We start from the raw sequence: 22,061 nt of genomic DNA, 5'->3' as shown, positions 1-22,061 counted from the left end.
ATTGGAGGACTATAAATGTTAAATAATGAATATAAGAATTCGTCATTAAAGATTTTTTCATTGAAAGGAAACGAAGCATTAGCGCAAGAAGTTGCTGACCAAGTAGGAATTGAACTAGGTAAATGTTCAGTTAAACGTTTTAGTGATGGAGAAATTCAAATTAATATCGAAGAGAGTATTCGTGGTTGTGACGTATTTATTATTCAACCAACATCATATCCTGTGAATCTACATTTAATGGAATTATTAATTATGATTGACGCTTGTAAACGTGCTTCTGCAGCAACAATCAATATTGTAGTGCCATATTATGGATATGCAAGACAAGATAGAAAAGCCCGTAGCCGTGAGCCAATCACAGCTAAATTAGTTGCAAACTTAATCGAAACAGCTGGCGCAACTCGTATGATTGCGTTAGACTTACATGCACCACAAATTCAAGGATTCTTTGATATTCCAATTGACCACTTAATGGGTGTGCCAATTCTTGCTAAACATTTCAAAGATGATCCGAATATTAACCCAGAAGAATGTGTCGTTGTTTCACCAGACCATGGCGGTGTTACACGTGCACGTAAATTAGCTGACATTTTAAAAACTCCAATTGCAATTATAGATAAACGTCGTCCTAGACCAAATGTTGCTGAAGTGATGAACATTGTTGGTGAGATTGAAGGACGTACGGCAATTATTATTGACGATATTATTGATACAGCAGGTACAATCACTTTAGCTGCACAAGCATTAAAAGATAAAGGTGCTAAAGAAGTATATGCTTGTTGTACACACCCTGTTTTATCAGGACCGGCTAAAGAACGTATCGAAAATTCTGCTATAAAAGAATTAATCGTAACAAACTCAATTCATTTAGATGAAGACCGCAAACCATCTAACACTAAAGAATTATCTGTTGCTGGTTTAATCGCACAAGCTATCATTCGTGTATACGAAAGAGAATCAGTTAGCGTATTATTTGACTAATATTTAAAAGGCGTTTGACGAACATATTCCAAACGTGTATAATAGTTTCGTTCGTGATTATACGAATAAATAAACACTTGCAAGCAACGATGATGTTGATGGGTAAGTGAGGTGCTCGTTTTGAGCAAAAATGAAAGGTGGAAATGAGAATGGCTTCATTAAAGTCAATCATCCGTCAAGGTAAACAAACACGTTCAGATCTTAAACAATTAAGAAAATCTGGTAAAGTACCAGCAGTAGTATACGGTTACGGTACTAAAAACGTGTCAGTTAAAGTTGATGAAGTAGAATTCATCAAAGTTATCCGTGAAGTAGGTCGTAACGGTGTTATCGAATTAGGCGTTGGTTCTAAAACTATCAAAGTTATGGTTGCAGACTACCAATTCGATCCACTTAAAAACCAAATTACTCACATTGACTTCTTAGCAATCAATATGAGTGAAGAACGTACTGTTGAAGTACCAGTTCAATTAGTTGGTGAAGCAGTAGGCGCTAAAGAAGGCGGCGTAGTTGAACAACCATTATTCAACTTAGAAGTAACTGCTACTCCAGACAATATTCCAGAAGCAATCGAAGTAGACATTACTGAATTAAACATTAACGACAGCTTAACTGTTGCTGATGTTAAAGTAACTGGCGACTTCAAAATCGAAAACGATTCAGCTGAATCAGTAGTAACAGTAGTTGCTCCAACTGAAGAACCAACTGAAGAAGAAATCGAAGCTATGGAAGGCGAACAACAAACTGAAGAACCAGAAGTTGTTGGCGAAAGCAAAGAAGACGAAGAAAAAACTGAAGAGTAATTTTAATCTGTTACATTAAAGTTTTTATACTTTGTTTAACAAGCACTGTGCTTATTTTAATATAAGCATGGTGCTTTTTGTGTTATTATAAAGCTTAATTAAACTTTATTGCTTTGTAATAAAGTTTAATTAATTTTAGTGAGTAAAAGACATTAAACTCAACAATGATACATCATAAAAATTTTAATGTACTCGATTTTAAAATACATACTTACTAAGCTAAAGAATAATGATAATTGATGGCAATGGCGGAAAATAGATGTTGTCATTATAATAATAAATGAAACAATTATGTTGGAGGTAAACACGCATGAAATGTATTGTAGGTCTAGGTAATATAGGTAAACGTTTTGAACTTACAAGACATAATATCGGCTTTGAAGTCGTTGATTATATTTTAGAGAAAAATAATTTTTCATTAGATAAACAAAAGTTTAAAGGTGCATATACAATTGAACGAATGAACGGCGATAAAGTGTTATTTATCGAACCAATGACAATGATGAATTTGTCAGGAGAAGCAGTTGCACCGATTATGGATTATTACAATGTTAATCCAGAAGATTTAATTGTCTTATATGATGATTTAGATTTAGAACAAGGACAAGTTCGCTTAAGACAAAAAGGAAGTGCGGGCGGTCACAATGGTATGAAATCAATTATTAAAATGCTTGGTACAGACCAATTTAAACGTATTCGTATTGGTGTGGGAAGACCAACGAATGGTATGACGGTACCTGATTATGTTTTACAACGCTTTTCAAATGATGAAATGGTAACGATGGAAAAAGTTATCGAACACGCAGCACGCGCAATTGAAAAGTTTGTTGAAACATCACGATTTGACCATGTTATGAATGAATTTAATGGTGAAGTGAAATAATGACAATATTGACAACGCTTATAAAAGAAGATAATCATTTTCAAGACCTTAATCAGGTATTTGGACAAGCAAACACACTAGTAACTGGTCTTTCCCCGTCAGCTAAAGTGACGATGATTGCTGAAAAATATGCACAAAGTAATCAACAGTTATTATTAATTACCAATAATTTATACCAAGCAGATAAATTAGAAACAGATTTACTTCAATTTATAGATGCTGAAGAATTGTATAAGTATCCTGTGCAAGATATTATGACCGAAGAGTTTTCAACACAAAGCCCTCAACTGATGAGTGAACGTATTAGAACTTTAACTGCGTTAGCTCAAGGTAAGAAAGGGTTATTTATCGTTCCTTTAAATGGTTTGAAAAAGTGGTTAACTCCTGTTGAAATGTGGCAAAATCACCAAATGACATTGCGTGTTGGTGAGGATATCGATGTGGACCAATTTCTTAACAAATTAGTTAATATGGGGTACAAACGGGAATCCGTGGTATCGCATATTGGTGAATTCTCATTGCGAGGAGGTATTATCGATATCTTTCCGCTAATTGGGGAACCAATCAGAATTGAGCTATTTGATACCAAAATTGATTCTATTCGGGATTTTGATGTTGAAACGCAGCGTTCCAAAGATAATGTTGAAGAAGTCGATATCACAACTGCAAGTGATTATATCATTACTGAAGAAGTGATCAGCCATCTTAAAGAAGAGTTAAAAACTGCATATGAAAATACAAGACCCAAAATAGATAAATCAGTGCGCAATGATTTGAAAGAAACGTATGAAAGCTTTAAATTATTCGAAAGTACATACTTTGATCATCAAATACTACGTCGCTTAGTAGCGTTTATGTATGAAACACCTTCGACAATTATTGAGTATTTCCAAAAAGATGCAATCATTGCAGTTGATGAATTTAATCGTATTAAAGAAACTGAAGAAAGTTTAACAGTAGAGTCTGATTCGTTTATTAGCAATATTATTGAAAGTGGTAATGGATTTATAGGACAAAGTTTTATAAAATATGATGATTTTGAAACATTGATTGAAGGCTATCCTGTCACTTATTTTTCATTATTCGCTACAACAATGCCGATAAAACTAAATCATATTATTAAATTTTCATGTAAACCTGTCCAACAATTTTATGGGCAATATGACATTATGCGTTCTGAATTTCAACGATATGTTAATCAAAACTATCATATCGTGGTTTTGGTCGAAACCGAAACTAAAGTTGAACGTATGCAAGCGATGTTAAGTGAAATGCATATTCCATCAATAACAAAATTGCATCGCTCAATGTCATCGGGACAAGCAGTGATTATTGAGGGCAGTTTATCTGAAGGATTTGAACTACCTGATATGGGATTAGTTGTCATTACTGAGCGTGAGCTTTTTAAATCAAAACAGAAAAAGCAACGAAAACGTACGAAAGCTATCTCAAATGCTGAAAAAATTAAGTCTTACCAAGATTTAAATGTGGGAGATTATATTGTTCATGTGCATCATGGTGTTGGTAGATATTTAGGTGTTGAGACGCTCGAAGTGGGGCAAACGCATCGTGATTATATTAAATTGCAATATAAAGGTACGGATCAACTATTTGTTCCAGTAGATCAAATGGATCAAGTTCAAAAATATGTAGCTTCGGAAGATAAGACGCCAAAATTAAATAAACTCGGTGGCAGTGAATGGAAAAAAACAAAAGCTAAAGTTCAACAAAGTGTTGAAGATATTGCTGAAGAGTTGATTGATTTATATAAAGAAAGAGAAATGGCAGAAGGTTATCAATATGGGGAAGACACAGCTGAGCAAACAACATTTGAATTAGATTTTCCATATGAACTTACGCCTGACCAAGCTAAATCTATCGATGAAATTAAAGATGACATGCAAAAATCGCGTCCAATGGATCGCTTGCTATGTGGTGATGTTGGTTATGGTAAAACTGAAGTTGCAGTGAGAGCAGCATTCAAAGCTGTAATGGAAGGAAAGCAGGTTGCATTTTTAGTTCCTACAACTATTTTAGCTCAGCAACATTATGAGACGTTAATTGAGCGTATGCAAGATTTTCCTGTTGAAATTCAATTAATGAGTCGTTTTAGAACGCCTAAAGAGATAAAACAAACTAAGGAAGGACTTAAAACTGGATTTGTTGACATAGTTGTTGGTACACACAAATTACTTAGTAAAGATATACAGTATAAAGATTTAGGGCTGTTGATTGTAGATGAAGAACAACGATTTGGTGTACGCCATAAAGAGCGTATTAAAACATTAAAACATAATGTAGATGTACTAACATTGACTGCAACCCCAATACCTAGAACATTGCATATGAGTATGCTAGGTGTGCGCGATTTGTCAGTGATTGAAACGCCGCCAGAAAATCGTTTCCCAGTTCAAACATATGTATTAGAACAGAACATGAGTTTTATCAAAGAAGCTTTAGAAAGAGAACTATCCCGTGATGGCCAAGTGTTTTATCTTTATAATAAAGTGCAATCCATTTATGAAAAACGAGAACAACTCCAGATGTTAATGCCAGATGCTAACATTGCAGTTGCTCATGGACAAATGACAGAGCGCGATTTAGAAGAAACGATGTTAAGTTTTATCAATAATGAATATGATATTTTAGTAACGACGACGATTATTGAAACAGGTGTCGATGTCCCAAATGCAAATACTTTGATCATTGAAGATGCAGATCGCTTTGGATTGAGTCAGTTGTATCAATTAAGAGGTCGTGTTGGTCGTTCAAGTCGTATTGGTTATGCATACTTCTTACATCCAGCAAATAAGGTACTAACTGAGACTGCAGAAGATCGATTACAAGCGATTAAAGAATTTACGGAGTTAGGCTCAGGATTTAAGATTGCGATGCGTGATTTGAACATTCGTGGTGCTGGTAATTTGTTAGGTAAACAACAGCACGGCTTTATTGATACAGTTGGATTTGATTTGTACAGTCAAATGTTAGAAGAAGCTGTAAATGAAAAACGTGGTATTAAGGAACCAGAATCTGAGGTGCCAGAAGTCGAAGTTGATTTAAACTTGGATGCATATTTGCCGACAGAATATATTGCAAATGAACAAGCTAAAATAGAAATTTATAAAAAGCTACGAAAAACTGAAACATTTGATCAAATTATCGACATTAAAGATGAATTAATTGATCGTTTTAATGATTATCCTGTTGAAGTAGCACGTTTGCTTGATATAGTGGAAATAAAAGTACACGCATTACATTCAGGTATCACGTTGATTAAAGATAAAGGGAAAATAATTGATATTCATTTATCTGTAAAAGCCACTGAAAATATTGATGGCGAAGTGCTGTTCAAAGCAACACAACCTTTAGGTAGAACAATGAAGGTTGGTGTTCAAAATAATGCAATGACAATTACTTTAACGAAACAAAATCAATGGCTTGATAGTTTGAAGTTTTTAGTTAAGTGCATTGAAGAAAGTATGAGAATCAGTGATGAAGCATAAAGAAGCATTTAATGGCGTTGTCGTGTTAACTGCTGCATTAATTGTCATTAAAATTCTGAGTGCTGTATATCGAATTCCATATCAAAATATATTAGGTGATACAGGTTTGTATGCATATCAACAAGTGTATCCAATTGTAGCATTAGGAATGATATTATCGATGAATGCCATTCCTAGTGCAATTACACAAAATATAGGGAAGTATCATAGTGACGAAGCATATGCAAAAGCGGTCGCTTATATACAATTAGTTGGTATATTATTATTTATTGCTATTTTTGTGTTTGCGAACAATATTGCACATATGATGGGTGATAGCCATTTAACACCAATGATTCAAGCAGCAAGTTTAAGCTTTATATTTATAGGTATGCTTGGCGTGTTAAGAGGTTATTATCAATCTGCAAATAATATGACAGTTCCGGCTATTTCCCAGGTTATAGAACAAGTTATACGAGTAGGTATTATCATTGTTACTATTGTTATTTTTGTAGACAGAGGTTGGACGATATATGAAGCGGGAACAATTGCTATTTTAGCATCAACGATAGGTTTTTTAGGTTCTTCAATTTATTTAGTAGCGCACCGACCTTTTAAGTTTAAAATGGTAAATAACACTGCAAAGATTGTTTGGAAACAGTTCGCACTTTCGGTTTTGATTTTCGCTATCAGTCAATTAATCGTAATTTTATGGCAAGTGATTGATAGTGTTACTATTATTAAGTCACTTCAAGCGATACGCGTGCCATTCGATGTTGCCATAACTGAAAAAGGAGTCTATGACCGTGGTGCATCATTTATTCAGATGGGATTGATTGTAACTACAACATTTAGTTTTGCGCTCATTCCTCTGTTAAGTGACGCAATCAAAATGAATAATCAGGTACTTATGAATCGTTATGCAAATGCGTCATTAAAGATTACGATTTTAATAAGTACAGCAGCGGGAATAGGATTAATTAATTTATTGCCTTTAATGAACGGTGTGTTTTTTAAGACGAATGATTTAACCTTAACGTTAAGTGTTTATATGATTACGGTCATTTGTGTATCGTTAATTATGATGGATATGGCTTTATTACAAGCGCAACATGCTGTGAGACCTATTTTTGTTGGTATGACGGCAGGATTGGTTATTAAATTTATACTTAATATCATTTTGATTCGTTTAAGTGGCATTATTGGTGCGAGCATTAGTACTGTTGTATCATTAATTATATTCGGTACGATTATCCATATTGCTGTCACGAGAAAATACCACTTACATGCGATGAGACGATTTTTTATCAATGTTGTTTTAGGTATGGTATTTATGTCGATTGTTGTTCAATGCGTGTTAAACATAGTGACAACACACGGTAGATTCACTGGACTCATTGAATTATTATGTGCAGCAGTATTAGGTATCATTGCATTGTTTTTCTATATTTTTAGATTTAATGTTTTGACATATAAAGAGTTAACTTATTTACCATTTGGTTCAAAGTTGTATCAAATTAAGAAAGGAAGACGTTGATGGCACATACCATTACGATTGTTGGCTTAGGAAACTATGGCATTGATGATTTGCCGCTAGGGATATATAAATTTTTAAAGACACAAGATAAAGTTTATGCAAGAACGTTAGATCATCCAGTTATAGAATCATTGCAAGATGAATTAACATTTCAGAGTTTTGACCATGTTTATGAAGCACATGACCAATTTGAAGATGTCTATAATGATATTGTGGCGCAATTGGTTGAAGCTGCTAATGAAAAAGATATTGTCTATGCGGTTCCGGGTCATCCTAGAGTTGCTGAGACAACTACAGTGAAATTACTGGCTTTAGCAAAGGACAATACTGATATAGATGTGAAAGTTTTAGGTGGTAAAAGCTTTATTGATGATGTGTTTGAAGCAGTTAATGTAGATCCAAATGATGGCTTCACACTGTTAGATGCGACATCATTACAAGAAGTAACACTTAATGTTAGAACGCATACATTGATTACACAAGTTTATAGTGCAATGGTTGCTGCTAATTTGAAAATCACTTTAATGGAACGATATCCTGATGATTACCCTGTTCAAATTGTCACTGGTGCACGAAGCGATGGTGCGGATAACGTTGTGACATGCCCATTATATGAATTGGATCATGATGAAAATGCATTCAATAATTTGACGAGTGTATTCGTACCAAAAATCATAACATCGACATATTTGTATCATGACTTTGATTTTGCAACGGAAGTGATTGATACTTTAGTTGATGAAGATAAAGGTTGTCCATGGGATAAAGTGCAAACGCATGAAACGCTTAAGCGTTATTTACTTGAAGAAACATTTGAATTGTTCGAAGCTATTGACAATGAAGATGATTGGCATATGATTGAAGAGCTAGGAGATATTTTATTACAAGTGTTATTGCATACTAGTATTGGTAAAAAAGAAGGGTATATCGACATTAAAGAAGTGATTACAAGTCTTAATGCTAAAATGATTCGTAGACACCCACACATATTTGGTGATGCCAATGCTGAAACTATCGATGACTTAAAAGAAATTTGGTCTAAGGCGAAAGATGCTGAAGGTAAACAGCCAAGAGTTAAATTTGAAAAAGTATTTGCAGAGCATTTTTTAAATTTATATGAGAAGACGAAGGATAAGTCATTTGATGAGGCCTCGTTAAAGCAGTGGCTAGAAAAAGGGGAGAGTAATACATGAGATTAGATAAATATTTAAAAGTATCACGGTTAATAAAGCGACGTACGCTAGCAAAAGAAGTAAGTGATCAAGGTAGAATTACAATAAATGGTAATGTTGCTAAAGCTGGATCGGATGTTAAAGTTGAAGATGTGCTGACGATTCGCTTTGGTCAAAAATTAGTAACAGTTAAAGTAACTGCATTAAATGAACATGCATCTAAAGATAACGCGAAGGGCATGTATGAAATCATTGAAGAGCGTCGACTTGAAGAAGCGTAAATTGGAGGTGACAAGCAATGAAAAATAAAGTAGAACATATAGAAAATCAGTACACGTCGCAAGAGAATAAGAAAAAACAACGTCAAAAAATGAAAATGCGTGTTGTTCGTAGGCGTATTACAGTATTTGCGGGCGTATTACTTGCGATAATTGTTGTTTTATCAATCTTGCTTGTTGTCCAAAAACATCGCAATGATATCGATGCACAGGAGCGAAAAGCGAAAGAAGCACAGTTTCAAAAGCAACAAAATGAAGAAATTGCGTTAAAAGAAAAGTTGAATAATCTGAATGACAAAGATTATATTGAAAAAATTGCGCGTGATGATTATTACTTAAGCAACAAAGGTGAAGTGATTTTTAGGTTGCCAGAAGACAAAGATTCGTCTAGCTCAAAATCTTCGAAAAAATAAATCCAAATTGATTCAAAATTATCCGAGTATAGACATTGTGAAAAAATCCAAACAAGGATATAATAAGGGAAAATCGAATCAAATCGGGAGGATTTATTTAACATATGTCAATCGAAGTTGGAAATAAGCTTAAAGGTAAAGTCACTGGTATTAAAAAGTTTGGTGCATTCGTAGAATTACCTGAAGGAAAAAGTGGTTTAGTTCACATTAGTGAAGTCGCAGATAATTATGTTGAAAACGTAGAAGAGCACCTTTCTGTTGGTGATGAAGTAGACGTAAAAGTATTATCTATTGCTGATGATGGAAAAATTAGTCTTTCAATTAAGAAAGCTAAAGACCGTCCACGTAGACAACATACGAGTAAACCAAGTCATCAAAAACCAGTGCAAAAAGCCGAAGATTTTGAAAAGAAATTAAGCAATTTCTTAAAAGATAGTGAAGATAAATTAACTTCAATCAAACGTCAAACAGAATCTAGACGCGGTGGCAAAGGTTCAAGACGTTAATTAAAATAAATAAAGACTGTTTCGATAAGGAATATATTTAGAATGATGCGTATCGAATAATCGATTGCAGCGTTAGACAATCTAAGACTGTTTCTTAAATAAGGAGCAGTCTCTTTTATTTGTAATGATATAACTAAGACTTATACCATTTTTGAAAATTGTAAAAGTGAGGTGATGTTATGCAGTTAAATAGTAATGGTTGGCATGTTGATGACCATATTGTTGTCGCTGTTTCTACAGGTATTGATAGTATGTGTTTATTGTATCAACTACTAAATGATTATAAAGATAGTTATAGAAAACTAACATGCTTACATGTCAATCATGGCGTTAGGTCAGCTTCAATCGAGGAAGCCAGATTTTTAGAAGTATACTGCGAACGTCATCACATCGATTTACATATCAAAAAGTTAGATTTGTCGCATAGTCTCGACCGAAATAACAGCATTCAGAATGAAGCTCGAATTAAACGTTACGAATGGTTTGATGAAATGATGAATGTATTAGAAGCGGATGTATTGCTAACGGCGCATCATTTGGACGATCAATTAGAAACTATTATGTATCGTATTTTTAATGGGAAATCAACGCGTAATAAACTAGGATTTGATGAGTTATCGAAGCGAAAAGGTTATCAGATTTATCGACCACTTTTAGCTGTCTCTAAAAAAGAAATAAAACAATTCCAAGAGAGATATCATATTCCATATTTTGAAGATGAATCTAATAAAGATAACAAATATGTTAGAAATGATATTCGTAATAGAATTATTCCAGCTATTGATGAAAATAATCAACTTAAAGCATCGCATTTATTAAAATTAAAACAATGGCATGATGAACAATATGATATTTTGCAATATTCAGCTAAACAATTTATTCAAGAATTTGTGAAGTTTGATGAACAGTCAAAATATTTAGAGGTTTCTAGACAAGCTTTTAATAACTTACCAAACTCATTAAAGATGGTTGTGTTGGATTGCCTACTATCAAAGTATTATGAGTTGTTTAATATTAGTGCTAAAACATACGAAGAGTGGTTTAAACAATTTAGTAGTAAGAAAGCACAATTCAGTATTAATCTCACGGATAAATGGATAATTCAAATTGCATATGGTAAATTAATAATAATGGCTAAAAATAATGGCGATACATATTTTAGAGTTCAAACTATTGAAAAGCCAGGTAATTATATTTTTAACAAATATCGATTAGAGATACATTCTAATTTACCAAAATGTTTATTTCCGCTTACAGTGAGAACACGACAAAGTGGCGATACATTTAAACTGAATGGGCGCGATGGTTATAAGAAAGTGAATCGCCTGTTTATAGATTGTAAAGTGCAACAGTGGGTTCGGGATCAAATGCCAATCGTATTGGATAAACAACAGCGCATTATTGCGGTAGGAGATTTATATCAACAACAAACAATAAAACAATGGATTATAATTAGTAAAAATGGAGATGAATAGCGTTATGCATAATGATTTGAAAGAAGTATTGTTAACTGAAGAAGATATTCAAAATATCTGTAAGGAATTGGGAGCACAATTAACAAAGGATTATCAAGGTAAACCATTAGTATGCGTGGGTATCTTAAAAGGCTCAGCAATGTTTATGTCAGATTTAATTAAACGAATTGATACCCATTTATCAATTGATTTCATGGATGTTTCTAGTTATCACGGAGGCACTGAGTCAACTGGTGAAGTTCAAATCATTAAAGATTTAGGTTCTTCTATTGAAAATAAAGACGTATTAATTATTGAAGATATCTTAGAGACTGGTACTACACTTAAGTCAATTACTGAATTATTACAATCTAGAAAAGTTAATTCATTAGAAATAGTTACTTTATTAGATAAACCAAACCGTCGTAAAGCGGACATTGAAGCTAAGTATGTAGGTAAAAAAATACCAGATGAATTTGTTGTTGGTTACGGTTTAGATTATCGTGAATTATACCGAAACTTACCATATATCGGTACGTTAAAACCTGAAGTGTATTCAAATTAATTTTTTAATCAATTTCAGTTATTATTACTATGCGTTTGAGAAATAATAGTGTAGACTCAAAAATATGAAAAATGTATTTCATATATATTTAATTTTAGACAAGACATATGTCTTGAAAAGTTGAAAAATATAGAGATTGATAAAACTAATACGGGTGTGAATGACATTGATGTTAAGCTCAATTACTAGCTTATAAAACATGTCATATGTTACAATTTTTGTTAGTTTTATTATGGGAAGTAGGAGGAAATGACGCATGCAGAAAGCTTTTCGCAATGTGCTAGTTATCGTAATAATAGGCGTTATTATTTTTGGTCTATTTTCATATTTAAACGGTAATGGAAATATGCCGAAACAGCTTACATATAATCAATTTACTGAGAAGTTGGAAAAAGGTGACCTTAAAACTTTAGAAATCCAACCACAACAAAATGTCTATATGGTAAGTGGTAAAACGAAAAATGATGAAGACTATTCATCAACTATTTTATATAACAACGAAAAAGAATTACAAAAAATTACTGATGCTGCTAAAAAGCAAAACGGTGTAAAATTAACGATTAAAGAAGAAGAAAAACAAAGTGTCTTTGTGAGTATACTTTCAACATTAATTCCAGTTGTAGTCATAGCGTTATTATTTATTTTCTTCCTAAGCCAAGCACAAGGTGGCGGTAGTGGCGGTCGTATGATGAACTTTGGTAAATCTAAAGCAAAAATGTACGATAATAATAAACGTCGTGTTCGTTTCTCTGATGTAGCAGGGGCAGATGAAGAAAAACAAGAATTAATTGAAATTGTTGATTTCTTGAAAGATAATAAAAAATTCAAAGAAATGGGATCTAGGATTCCTAAAGGTGTCTTACTTGTTGGACCTCCAGGTACTGGTAAAACATTACTTGCTAGAGCGGTTGCAGGTGAAGCTGGCGCACCATTCTTCTCTATTAGTGGTTCAGACTTTGTAGAGATGTTTGTTGGTGTTGGTGCGAGCCGTGTTCGTGACTTATTCGATAATGCTAAGAAAAACGCGCCTTGTATCATCTTTATCGATGAGATTGATGCTGTTGGTCGTCAACGTGGTGCAGGTGTTGGTGGCGGTCATGATGAACGTGAACAAACCCTAAACCAATTATTAGTTGAAATGGATGGTTTCGGTGAAAATGAAGGTATCATTATGATAGCTGCTACAAACCGTCCTGATATCCTTGACCCAGCCTTATTACGTCCAGGTCGTTTTGATAGACAAATTCAAGTTGGTCGTCCAGATGTGAAAGGCCGTGAAGCAATTCTTCATGTTCATGCTAAAAACAAACCACTTGATGAAACGGTTGATTTAAAAGCAATTTCACAACGTACACCTGGTTTCTCAGGTGCTGATTTAGAGAACTTATTAAATGAAGCATCTTTAATTGCTGTACGTGAAGGTAAAAAGAAAATTGACATGAGAGATATCGAAGAGGCAACGGATAGAGTTATAGCCGGACCTGCTAAGAAATCTCGAGTTATTTCTAAGAAAGAACGTAATATTGTTGCTCATCACGAAGCTGGTCATACAATTATCGGTATGGTACTTGATGAGGCAGAAGTAGTGCATAAAGTTACTATTGTTCCACGTGGACAAGCAGGTGGTTATGCAATGATGCTACCTAAACAAGATCGTTTCTTAATGACTGAACAAGAGTTATTAGATAAAATCTGTGGTTTACTTGGTGGACGTGTATCAGAAGATATTAACTTTAACGAAGTATCAACAGGTGCTTCAAATGACTTCGAACGTGCAACACAAATCGCACGCTCAATGGTTACGCAATATGGTATGAGTAAAAAATTAGGACCATTACAGTTCGGTCATAGCAATGGTCAAGTATTCTTAGGTAAAGATATGCAAGGTGAGCCTAATTATTCAAGCCAAATCGCATATGAAATTGATAAAGAAGTTCAACGAATCGTTAAAGAACAATACGAACGTTGTAAACAAATTTTATTAGAGCACAAAGAACAATTAATTTTAATTGCTGAAACATTATTAACAGAAGAAACATTAGTTGCTGAACAAATTCAATCATTATTCTACGAAGGTAAATTACCTGAAATTGATTATGATGCAGCTAAAGTTGTTAAAGATGAAGATTCTGAATTTAATGATGGTAAATTCGGTAAATCTTATGAAGAGATTCGTAAAGAGCAATTAGAAGATGGACAACGTGACGAAAGTGAAGATCGTAAAGAAGAAAAAGATATTGCTGAGGATAAAAAAGAAGCTGATAAATCTGATGAAAAAGATGAACCAGCACATCGACAAGCCCCAAATATCGAAAAACCTTACGATCCAAATCACCCAGACAATAAATAATCGATTATATTCAGTACCTCTTTCTATGATAAAGTTATAGAAAGAGGTACTTTTATCGTTTTTGAAAATACGTATTAGATTTTAAGTCGTTGAATTGTTATAGCAGAAAATAATTGTAAAACAAGTTACTTCATTATTTAGAATGATGGGTGTAGAATAAGTACAATTGTTGCATTTTATGAAGTAAAGTAATTTTTTAAATATAGAGTAATAGAGGAGATTGAAATAATGACACACGATTATATTGTTAAAGCATTAGCATTTGATGGAGAGGTTAGGGCTTATGCTGCTTTGACAACTGAAACTGTTCAAGAAGCACAAACGAGACATTATACATGGCCGACAGCATCTGCTGCAATGGGAAGAACAATGACAGCAACAGCTATGATGGGCGCAATGTTGAAAGGTGATCAAAAATTAACTGTCACTGTAGATGGCCAAGGACCTATTGGACGAATTATTGCCGATGCAAATGCTAAAGGCGAGGTGCGTGCTTATGTAGACCATCCACAAACTCATTTTCCATTAAATGAGCAAGGTAAACTTGATGTAAGACGAGCAGTAGGGACAAATGGATCTATTATGGTTGTTAAAGACGTTGGAATGAAAGACTATTTCTCTGGAGCAAGTCCAATTGTTTCAGGAGAACTTGGTGAAGATTTTACTTATTATTATGCTACAAGTGAACAAACACCTTCATCGGTAGGTCTTGGTGTATTGGTAAATCCTGATAATACGATTAAAGCAGCAGGAGGATTTATCATTCAAGTTATGCCAGGTGCCAAAGATGAAACAATTTCAAAATTAGAAAAAGCAATTAGTGAAATGACACCAGTTTCTAAATTAATTGAACAAGGATTAACGCCAGAAGGATTACTAAACGAAATCTTAGGTGAAGACCATGTGCAAATTTTAGAGAAAATGCCTGTTCAATTTGAATGTAATTGTAGTCATGAGAAATTTTTAAATGCTATTAAAGGATTGGGCGAGGCTGAGATTCAAAATATGATTAAAGAAGATCATGGTGCTGAAGCAGTATGTCATTTCTGTGGAAATAAATATAAATATACTGAAGAAGAATTAAACGTGTTGCTAGAAAGTTTAGCGTAATTTAATTTAAATCAATACGCTAAAATGTTTATTTTTAGCGGTTTAGTGAAATGTAGAACTAAATAGTTGTATAATCCTTAGTGATTTTGTTTGCTTTCTAGAATTTATTTGATAAAATAATTCTATATCCGATAAATAAACTAAGATTTCAACAACTAACTAAAAAGGAGTGTTCTTAATGGCACAAAAACCAGTAGATAATATTACTCAAATTATTGGCGGTACACCGGTAGTCAAATTGAGAAATGTAGTAGATGACAATGCAGCAGATGTTTATGTAAAATTGGAATATCAAAATCCAGGTGGTTCTGTAAAGGATAGAATTGCTTTAGCAATGATTGAAAAAGCAGAGCGAGAAGGCAAAATTAAACCTGGCGATACAATTGTAGAACCAACAAGTGGTAATACAGGTATCGGTTTAGCATTTGTATGTGCTGCTAAAGGATATAAAGCAGTATTTACTATGCCCGAAACAATGAGCCAAGAGCGTCGTAATTTATTAAAAGCATACGGTGCGGAATTAGTTTTAACGCCTGGATCAGAAGCGATGAAAGGTGCAATTAAAAAAGCTAAAGAATTGAAAGAAGAACATGGTTACTTCGAGCCACAACAATTTGAAAACCCTGCGAACCCTGAAGTTCATGAGTTAACTACAGGTCCTGAGTTATTACAACAATTTGAAGGGAAAACTATCGATGCGTTCCTAGCTGGTGTTGGTACTGGTGGTACGTTATCTGGTGTAGGTAAAGTTCTGAAAAAAGAATATCCTAACATCGAAATTGTTGCTATAGAGCCTGAGGCTTCTCCAGTATTGAGCGGTGGTGAGCCAGGTCCACATAAATTACAAGGTTTAGGTGCTGGATTTATTCCAGGCACTTTGAATACAGAAATCTATGACAGTATTATTAAAGTAGGAAATGATACAGCGATGGAAATGTCTCGTCGAGTTGCTAAAGAGGAAGGTATTTTAGCAGGTATTTCATCAGGTGCTGCGATTTATGCTGCCATTCAAAAAGCAAAAGAATTAGGAAAAGGTAAAACAGTAGTAACAGTATTGCCGAGTAATGGTGAACGCTACTTATCAACACCTTTATATTCATTCGATGACTAATTAATGTCATTTAAAAGAGTGAGTTATCTTTTTGAGATAACTTGCTCTTTTTTTCTACCATGTATATTTTTAAAAATATGAGCGTTAAATTAAACATTTTTCTGATAAAAATATCCAGTGAATGATAAGATAATAAACGTACATACTAATAACTAGTAAATAGCAGGAGTAAATTTTATTAGAGTTAAACAATACATAATTAAAGGGTGGTTAACATGACTAAAACAAAAATTATGGGCATATTAAACGTCACACCTGATTCATTCTCAGATGGTGGAAAATTTAATAATGTTGAATCAGCTATAAATAGAGTGAAAGCCATGATAGATGAAGGTGCTGACATTATAGATGTTGGAGGTGTTTCAACGAGACCAGGTCATGAAATGGTTTCATTAGAAGAAGAGATGAACAGAGTATTACCTGTTGTTGAAGCTATTGTCGGTTTTGATGTAAAAATTTCAGTCGATACATTTCGAAGTGAGGTTGCTGAAGCATGTTTAAAATTAGGCGTTGATATGATTAATGATCAATGGGCGGGTCTGTATGATCATCGTATGTTCCAAATTGTAGCTAAATATGACGCGGAAATTATTTTAATGCATAATGGAAATGGTAATCGTGATGAACCGGTTGTCGAAGAAATGTTAACATCTTTGTTAGCACAAGCACATCAAGCTAAAATAGCTGGTATACCTTCAAATAAAATTTGGCTAGATCCAGGTATAGGTTTCGCTAAAACTAGAAATGAAGAAGCCGAAGTTATGGCAAGACTGGATGAACTTGTTGCAACAGAATATCCAGTTTTATTAGCGACAAGCCGGAAACGTTTCACTAAAGAGATGATGGGTTATGATACAACACCGGTTGAAAGAGATGAAGTAACTGCAGCTACGACTGCATATGGTATTATGAAAGGCGTTAGAGCAGTACGCGTTCATAATGTCGAGTTGAATGCTAAATTAGCTAAAGGTATAGATTTTTTAAAGGAGAATGAAAATGCAAGACACAATCTTTCTTAAAGGTATGCGCTTTTATGGATATCATGGTGCTTTATCAGCTGAAAATGAAATAGGGCAAATTTTCAAAGTGGATGTAACTTTGAAAGTAGACTTAGCTGAAGCTGGGCGTACTGATAATGTTATTGATACAGTTCATTATGGTGAAGTGTTCGAAGAGGTTAAATCAATTATGGAAGGTAAGGCCGTTAATTTACTTGAGCATCTAGCTGAACGTATTGCAAATCGTATAAATTCACAATATAATCGTGTAATGGAAACGAAAGTGAGAATCACTAAAGAAAACCCACCGATTCCGGGTCATTATGATGGAGTAGGTATCGAAATAGTGAGGGAGAATAAATGATTCAAGCATACTTAGGATTAGGTAGTAATATTGGTGATAGAGAAAGCCAGTTAAACGATGCTATAAAGATTTTGAATGAATATGATGGTATTAACGTATCTAATATTTCTCCGATTTATGAAACAGCACCAGTTGGGTATACTGAGCAACCTAACTTTTTAAATTTGTGTGTTGAAATTCAAACAACACTCACAGTATTACAACTGTTGGAATGTTGTTTGAAGACAGAAGAATGTTTACACCGTATTAGAAAGGAACGATGGGGTCCTAGAACTTTAGATGTGGATATTTTGTTGTATGGAGAAGAAATGATAGATTTACCAAAACTGTCGGTGCCACATCCGAGAATGAATGAACGTGCATTTGTTTTAATCCCATTAAATGATATAGCAGCAAATGTCGTAGAACCACGTTCGAAATTGAAAGTGAAAGATTTAGTTTTTGTAGATGACAGTGTAAAGAGATATAAATAATGCATTGTTGAGAACATTCATATTTATTGGGAATAGATGATTGATTATTGGAGATGTTTCCGCATTTTGATTATCTCTAAATGCATTTGATTTCGAATTAGTATATGATGATTTAGTATGTGTTAGAATTAAGTTATTTCATAAAATCAAAGTAAGCAATATTTGATAAATTGCTGTAATTTATTTGGGCTTTTGTTGAAGTTTGTGGAAGATAATTTTTATACATTTACTTAGGGTTGTATTAATGATAATCGTATTTTAAATGAATAAGTAATTCATAAACGAAAACAGAAATTGCTTTATTACATTTACAAGCTCTTGTAAAATTAAAAAAGTGATAAAATTGATGTTATGAATATAAGAAAACATGCCACATCATAACTTTAAGGTGTAATGGTTAATGATAAAGTATTAGAAACATCGAAAGAGATGTATGTTGAGCAAAAATGTCTGATATTTTATAAAACTTTAAAGGAAAATGTTTGAGTGTACCAGTTGGAATACTAAAGGATTACAACAAGTTAAAGGAGAGAAAGTTATGTCAGAAGAAATGAATGACCAAATGTTGGTTCGACGTCAAAAATTACAAGAATTATATGATCTTGGTATAGACCCGTTTGGTTCTAAATTTGACCGTTCAGGTTTATCTAGTGATTTGAAAGAAGAGTGGGACCAGTATTCTAAAGAAGAATTGGTAGAAAAAGAAGCGGATAGTCATGTCGCTATAGCTGGACGATTAATGACTAAGCGTGGTAAAGGTAAAGCAGGATTTGCACACGTTCAGGACTTAGCTGGACAAATTCAAATTTACGTTCGTAAAGATCAAGTTGGCGATGACGAATTTGATTTATGGAAAAATGCTGATTTAGGCGATATCGTTGGTGTTGAAGGTGTAATGTTCAAAACAAATACTGGCGAATTATCGGTTAAAGCGAAGAAATTCACGCTACTAACTAAATCATTGCGACCATTACCGGATAAATTCCACGGTTTACAGGATATTGAACAGAGATATCGTCAAAGATATTTAGATTTAATTACGAACGAAGATAGCACTCGTACATTTATTAATCGTAGTAAAATCATTCAAGAAATGCGTAATTATTTAAATAATAAAGGTTTCTTGGAAGTAGAAACACCTATGATGCACCAAATTGCTGGTGGAGCAGCTGCTAGACCATTTGTAACACATCATAATGCATTAGATGCAACGTTATACATGCGTATTGCTATTGAGTTGCATTTAAAACGTTTAATTGTCGGTGGACTTGAAAAAGTATATGAAATTGGTAGAGTATTCCGTAATGAAGGTGTATCAACTAGACATAACCCTGAATTCACAATGATTGAATTATATGAAGCATATGCAGATTATCATGACATTATGGATTTAACAGAATCTATGGTGAGACATATTGCCAATGAAGTGTTAGGTTCTGCAAAAGTACAATACAATGGGGAAACGATTGATTTAGAATCTGCTTGGACTCGTTTGCATATTGTTGATGCTGTAAAAGAAGCTACTGGTGTAGATTTTTATGAAGTTAAAAGTGATGATGAAGCTAAAGCTTTAGCTAAAGAACATGGTATTGAAATTAAAGATACAATGAAATATGGTCATATTTTAAATGAATTCTTTGAGCAAAAAGTTGAAGAAACACTTATTCAGCCAACGTTTATCTATGGTCATCCGACTGAAATTTCACCTTTAGCGAAGAAAAATCCTGAAGATCCTAGATTTACTGATCGTTTCGAATTGTTCATTGTAGGTAGAGAGCATGCAAATGCATTTACTGAATTAAATGATCCTATTGATCAAAAAGGTCGTTTTGAAGCGCAACTTGTTGAAAAAGCGCAAGGTAATGATGAAGCGCATGAAATGGATGAAGATTACATTGAAGCGTTAGAATATGGTATGCCTCCGACAGGTGGTCTTGGTATCGGTATTGACAGATTGGTTATGTTATTAACTGACTCTCCATCAATCAGAGACGTATTATTATTCCCTTATATGAGACAAAAATAAATGACGTTGATTGTTAGTAAGAGCTCTCGTGTATACAACATGTGTATGCGAGGGCTTTCTTAATTATGGTAATTAGTTCGTGTTTGAATGTTTTTGATAGTAATAGTTAACGATAGTGGTGCTATTTTTGACTGTTAAACAAGGTAGTTGGCTGATAGATGAAAATGACGATACGTATATAGAGTAGTTCGGATGAGAAATGTTAACGATAGACATTGAGATATCTTATAACAAAAATTGCTATATTAGTATAATTTATCTTAATCAGCTATAAAAGTACTTTAAAATTGTATAGAATGTGTATGGTTTTGTACATATGTGTATGATAGAATACTAAAAGTGTTATGAATTAGAGGGCACGAGAAATGTCAGTTTTGAAGAATAAAAAAGTTGATTAAAAGTGTTGACTTTATCAATTGAATGAAGTAATATATAAAAGTCGTCAAAAACAGACGAAACACACTAAAAGCTGATGTGACAAAGTTTACATCAAAGTGTAAAATTAACTATTGCACCTTATTAATTAAGCGTGTATCATGAACAAGTAAGTTATTTTGTCTGGTGACTATAGCAAGGAGGTCACACCTGTTCCCATGCCGAACACAGAAGTTAAGCTCCTTAGCGTCGATGGTAGTCGAACTTACGTTCCGCTAGAGTAGAACGTTGCCAGGCAAATGACAAATCGGAGAATTAGCTCAGCTGGGAGAGCATCTGCCTTACAAGCAGAGGGTCGGCGGTTCGAACCCGTCATTCTCCACCATTTATTCTTAGATATAGCCGGCCTAGCTCAATTGGTAGAGCAACTGACTTGTAATCAGTAGGTTGGGGGTTCAAGTCCTCTGGCCGGCACCATCTTTTGAGCCATTAGCTCAGCTGGTAGAGCATCTGACTTTTAATCAGAGGGTCAGAGGTTCGAATCCTCTATGGCTCATTACGATTTAATTTTTATATTTAGCAAAATAATGCAGAAGTAGTTCAGCGGTAGAATACAACCTTGCCAAGGTTGGGGTCGCGGGTTCGAATCCCGTCTTCTGCTCCATTATTTTGCCGGGGTGGCGGAACTGGCAGACGCACAGGACTTAAAATCCTGCGGTGAGAGATCACCGTACCGGTTCGATTCCGGTCCTCGGCACCATTTTAGCGCCCGTAGCTCAATTGGATAGAGCGTTTGACTACGGATCAAGAGGTTATGGGTTCGACTCCTATCGGGCGCGCCATTTTTAAATTAATTGAATAACGGGAAGTAGCTCAGCTTGGTAGAGCACTTGGTTTGGGACCAAGGGGTCGCAGGTTCGAATCCTGTCTTCCCGATTACTTCTTAAATTCCATTTTATGGGGGCTTAGCTCAGCTGGGAGAGCGCCTGCTTTGCACGCAGGAGGTCAGCGGTTCGATCCCGCTAGTCTCCACCATTTATTTTTTACACGATGAACATTGAAAACTGAATGACAATATGTCAACGTTAATTCCAAAAAACGTAACTATAAGTTACAAACATTATTTAGTATTTATGAGCTAATCAAACATCATAATTTTTATGGAGAGTTTGATCCT

At 34.1% G+C, this 22,061-nt stretch carries 19 protein-coding genes, 8 tRNA genes and 1 rRNA gene; all 28 read left to right on the top strand.

Annotation, left to right across the window (positions count from 1 at the left end; genetic code table 11):
• Nucleotides 1–15 precede the first annotated feature (15 nt).
• The 28 genes from IDG66_RS05700 to IDG66_RS05565 all read left to right on the top strand — a co-directional run bounded on the left by IDG66_RS05700 (nucleotide 16) and on the right by IDG66_RS05565 (nucleotide 21,919).
• Nucleotides 16–981, top strand: a complete 966-nt coding sequence (locus tag IDG66_RS05700; protein ID WP_000933774.1) for a ribose-phosphate diphosphokinase — start codon at nucleotides 16–18, stop codon at nucleotides 979–981.
• 149 nt (nucleotides 982–1,130) lie between these two features.
• Nucleotides 1,131–1,784, top strand: a complete 654-nt coding sequence (locus IDG66_RS05695; protein WP_000157650.1) for a 50S ribosomal protein L25/general stress protein Ctc — start codon at nucleotides 1,131–1,133, stop codon at nucleotides 1,782–1,784.
• Between the two features lie 310 nt (nucleotides 1,785–2,094).
• Nucleotides 2,095–2,667, top strand: coding sequence for an aminoacyl-tRNA hydrolase (pth, locus tag IDG66_RS05690; protein ID WP_000649791.1), 573 nt, complete (start codon nucleotides 2,095–2,097; stop codon nucleotides 2,665–2,667).
• A complete protein-coding gene (gene mfd / locus IDG66_RS05685) occupies nucleotides 2,667–6,173 on the top strand; it encodes a transcription-repair coupling factor (protein ID WP_000154236.1) in 3,507 nt (1,168 codons plus the stop codon). Before pth ends, mfd begins: the two co-directional genes overlap by 1 nt.
• Entirely contained in the window at nucleotides 6,163–7,689 is a 1,527-nt protein-coding gene (locus tag IDG66_RS05680) for a polysaccharide biosynthesis protein (RefSeq protein WP_000680740.1), read from the top strand. Before mfd ends, IDG66_RS05680 begins: the two co-directional genes overlap by 11 nt.
• Nucleotides 7,689–8,882: a MazG nucleotide pyrophosphohydrolase domain-containing protein gene (locus IDG66_RS05675; RefSeq protein ID WP_000951444.1), complete on the top strand. Its 1,194-nt coding sequence runs from the start codon at nucleotides 7,689–7,691 to the stop codon at nucleotides 8,880–8,882. The genes IDG66_RS05680 and IDG66_RS05675 overlap by 1 nt, the downstream gene beginning before the upstream one ends.
• Nucleotides 8,879–9,142: an RNA-binding S4 domain-containing protein gene (locus IDG66_RS05670; RefSeq protein WP_001234988.1), complete on the top strand. Its 264-nt coding sequence runs from the start codon at nucleotides 8,879–8,881 to the stop codon at nucleotides 9,140–9,142. The genes IDG66_RS05675 and IDG66_RS05670 overlap by 4 nt, the downstream gene beginning before the upstream one ends.
• A 17-nt stretch (nucleotides 9,143–9,159) precedes the next feature.
• The gene (gene divIC, locus IDG66_RS05665) at nucleotides 9,160–9,552 is read left to right on the top strand and encodes a cell division protein DivIC (RefSeq protein ID WP_000792417.1); all 393 of its coding nucleotides are present in this window, start codon (nucleotides 9,160–9,162) and stop codon (nucleotides 9,550–9,552) included.
• Between the two features lie 104 nt (nucleotides 9,553–9,656).
• Nucleotides 9,657–10,058, top strand: coding sequence for a S1 domain-containing RNA-binding protein (locus IDG66_RS05660; RefSeq protein WP_000021445.1), 402 nt, complete (start codon nucleotides 9,657–9,659; stop codon nucleotides 10,056–10,058).
• A 179-nt stretch (nucleotides 10,059–10,237) separates the two neighbouring features.
• Nucleotides 10,238–11,533, top strand: coding sequence for a tRNA lysidine(34) synthetase TilS (tilS, locus tag IDG66_RS05655; RefSeq protein WP_001176724.1), 1,296 nt, complete (start codon nucleotides 10,238–10,240; stop codon nucleotides 11,531–11,533).
• A gap of 4 nt (nucleotides 11,534–11,537) precedes the next feature.
• Entirely contained in the window at nucleotides 11,538–12,077 is a 540-nt protein-coding gene (gene hpt, locus IDG66_RS05650; protein ID WP_000551283.1) for a hypoxanthine phosphoribosyltransferase, read from the top strand.
• Between the two features lie 256 nt (nucleotides 12,078–12,333).
• A complete protein-coding gene (gene ftsH, locus IDG66_RS05645) occupies nucleotides 12,334–14,427 on the top strand; it encodes an ATP-dependent zinc metalloprotease FtsH (RefSeq protein ID WP_001167888.1) in 2,094 nt (697 codons plus the stop codon).
• 228 nt (nucleotides 14,428–14,655) lie between these two features.
• Nucleotides 14,656–15,537, top strand: coding sequence for an Hsp33 family molecular chaperone HslO (gene hslO / locus IDG66_RS05640; RefSeq protein WP_001837272.1), 882 nt, complete (start codon nucleotides 14,656–14,658; stop codon nucleotides 15,535–15,537).
• Between the two features lie 178 nt (nucleotides 15,538–15,715).
• Nucleotides 15,716–16,648: a cysteine synthase A gene (gene cysK, locus IDG66_RS05635; RefSeq protein ID WP_000057594.1), complete on the top strand. Its 933-nt coding sequence runs from the start codon at nucleotides 15,716–15,718 to the stop codon at nucleotides 16,646–16,648.
• A gap of 215 nt (nucleotides 16,649–16,863) precedes the next feature.
• Nucleotides 16,864–17,667, top strand: coding sequence for a dihydropteroate synthase (gene folP, locus IDG66_RS05630; protein WP_000167924.1), 804 nt, complete (start codon nucleotides 16,864–16,866; stop codon nucleotides 17,665–17,667).
• Nucleotides 17,645–18,010: a dihydroneopterin aldolase gene (folB, locus tag IDG66_RS05625; RefSeq protein WP_001154302.1), complete on the top strand. Its 366-nt coding sequence runs from the start codon at nucleotides 17,645–17,647 to the stop codon at nucleotides 18,008–18,010. Before folP ends, folB begins: the two co-directional genes overlap by 23 nt.
• Nucleotides 18,007–18,483: a 2-amino-4-hydroxy-6-hydroxymethyldihydropteridine diphosphokinase gene (folK, locus tag IDG66_RS05620; RefSeq protein ID WP_000613716.1), complete on the top strand. Its 477-nt coding sequence runs from the start codon at nucleotides 18,007–18,009 to the stop codon at nucleotides 18,481–18,483. The genes folB and folK overlap by 4 nt, the downstream gene beginning before the upstream one ends.
• Nucleotides 18,484–18,876: 393 nt before the next feature.
• On the top strand, nucleotides 18,877–18,969 hold the full coding sequence (locus IDG66_RS05615) for a hypothetical protein (protein WP_001790128.1): 93 nt from the start codon (nucleotides 18,877–18,879) through the stop codon (nucleotides 18,967–18,969).
• Between the two features lie 52 nt (nucleotides 18,970–19,021).
• On the top strand, nucleotides 19,022–20,509 hold the full coding sequence (lysS, locus tag IDG66_RS05610; RefSeq protein WP_001288199.1) for a lysine--tRNA ligase: 1,488 nt from the start codon (nucleotides 19,022–19,024) through the stop codon (nucleotides 20,507–20,509).
• 557 nt (nucleotides 20,510–21,066) lie between these two features.
• Nucleotides 21,067–21,181: ribosomal RNA gene (rrf, locus tag IDG66_RS05605) — 5S ribosomal RNA — on the top strand.
• 12 nt (nucleotides 21,182–21,193) lie between these two features.
• A tRNA-Val gene (locus tag IDG66_RS05600) sits at nucleotides 21,194–21,269 on the top strand.
• A gap of 16 nt (nucleotides 21,270–21,285) precedes the next feature.
• Nucleotides 21,286–21,361, top strand: a tRNA-Thr gene (locus tag IDG66_RS05595).
• A gap of 6 nt (nucleotides 21,362–21,367) precedes the next feature.
• Nucleotides 21,368–21,440 (top strand) — tRNA-Lys (locus IDG66_RS05590).
• A 33-nt stretch (nucleotides 21,441–21,473) separates the two neighbouring features.
• Nucleotides 21,474–21,548, top strand: a tRNA-Gly gene (locus tag IDG66_RS05585).
• A 7-nt stretch (nucleotides 21,549–21,555) separates the two neighbouring features.
• Nucleotides 21,556–21,644, top strand: a tRNA-Leu gene (locus IDG66_RS05580).
• 5 nt (nucleotides 21,645–21,649) lie between these two features.
• Nucleotides 21,650–21,726: transfer RNA gene (locus IDG66_RS05575), tRNA-Arg, on the top strand.
• Nucleotides 21,727–21,746: 20 nt separating this feature from the next.
• A tRNA-Pro gene (locus IDG66_RS05570) sits at nucleotides 21,747–21,820 on the top strand.
• 23 nt (nucleotides 21,821–21,843) lie between these two features.
• Nucleotides 21,844–21,919 (top strand) — tRNA-Ala (locus IDG66_RS05565).
• The last annotated feature ends 142 nt before the right edge of the window (nucleotides 21,920–22,061 follow it).

Origin of the sequence: Staphylococcus sp. EG-SA-18, assembly GCF_017151825.1 — a bacterium.
Lineage (GTDB): Bacteria > Bacillota > Bacilli > Staphylococcales > Staphylococcaceae > Staphylococcus > Staphylococcus aureus.
This window is presented reverse-complemented; position numbering and strand designations above follow the sequence as displayed.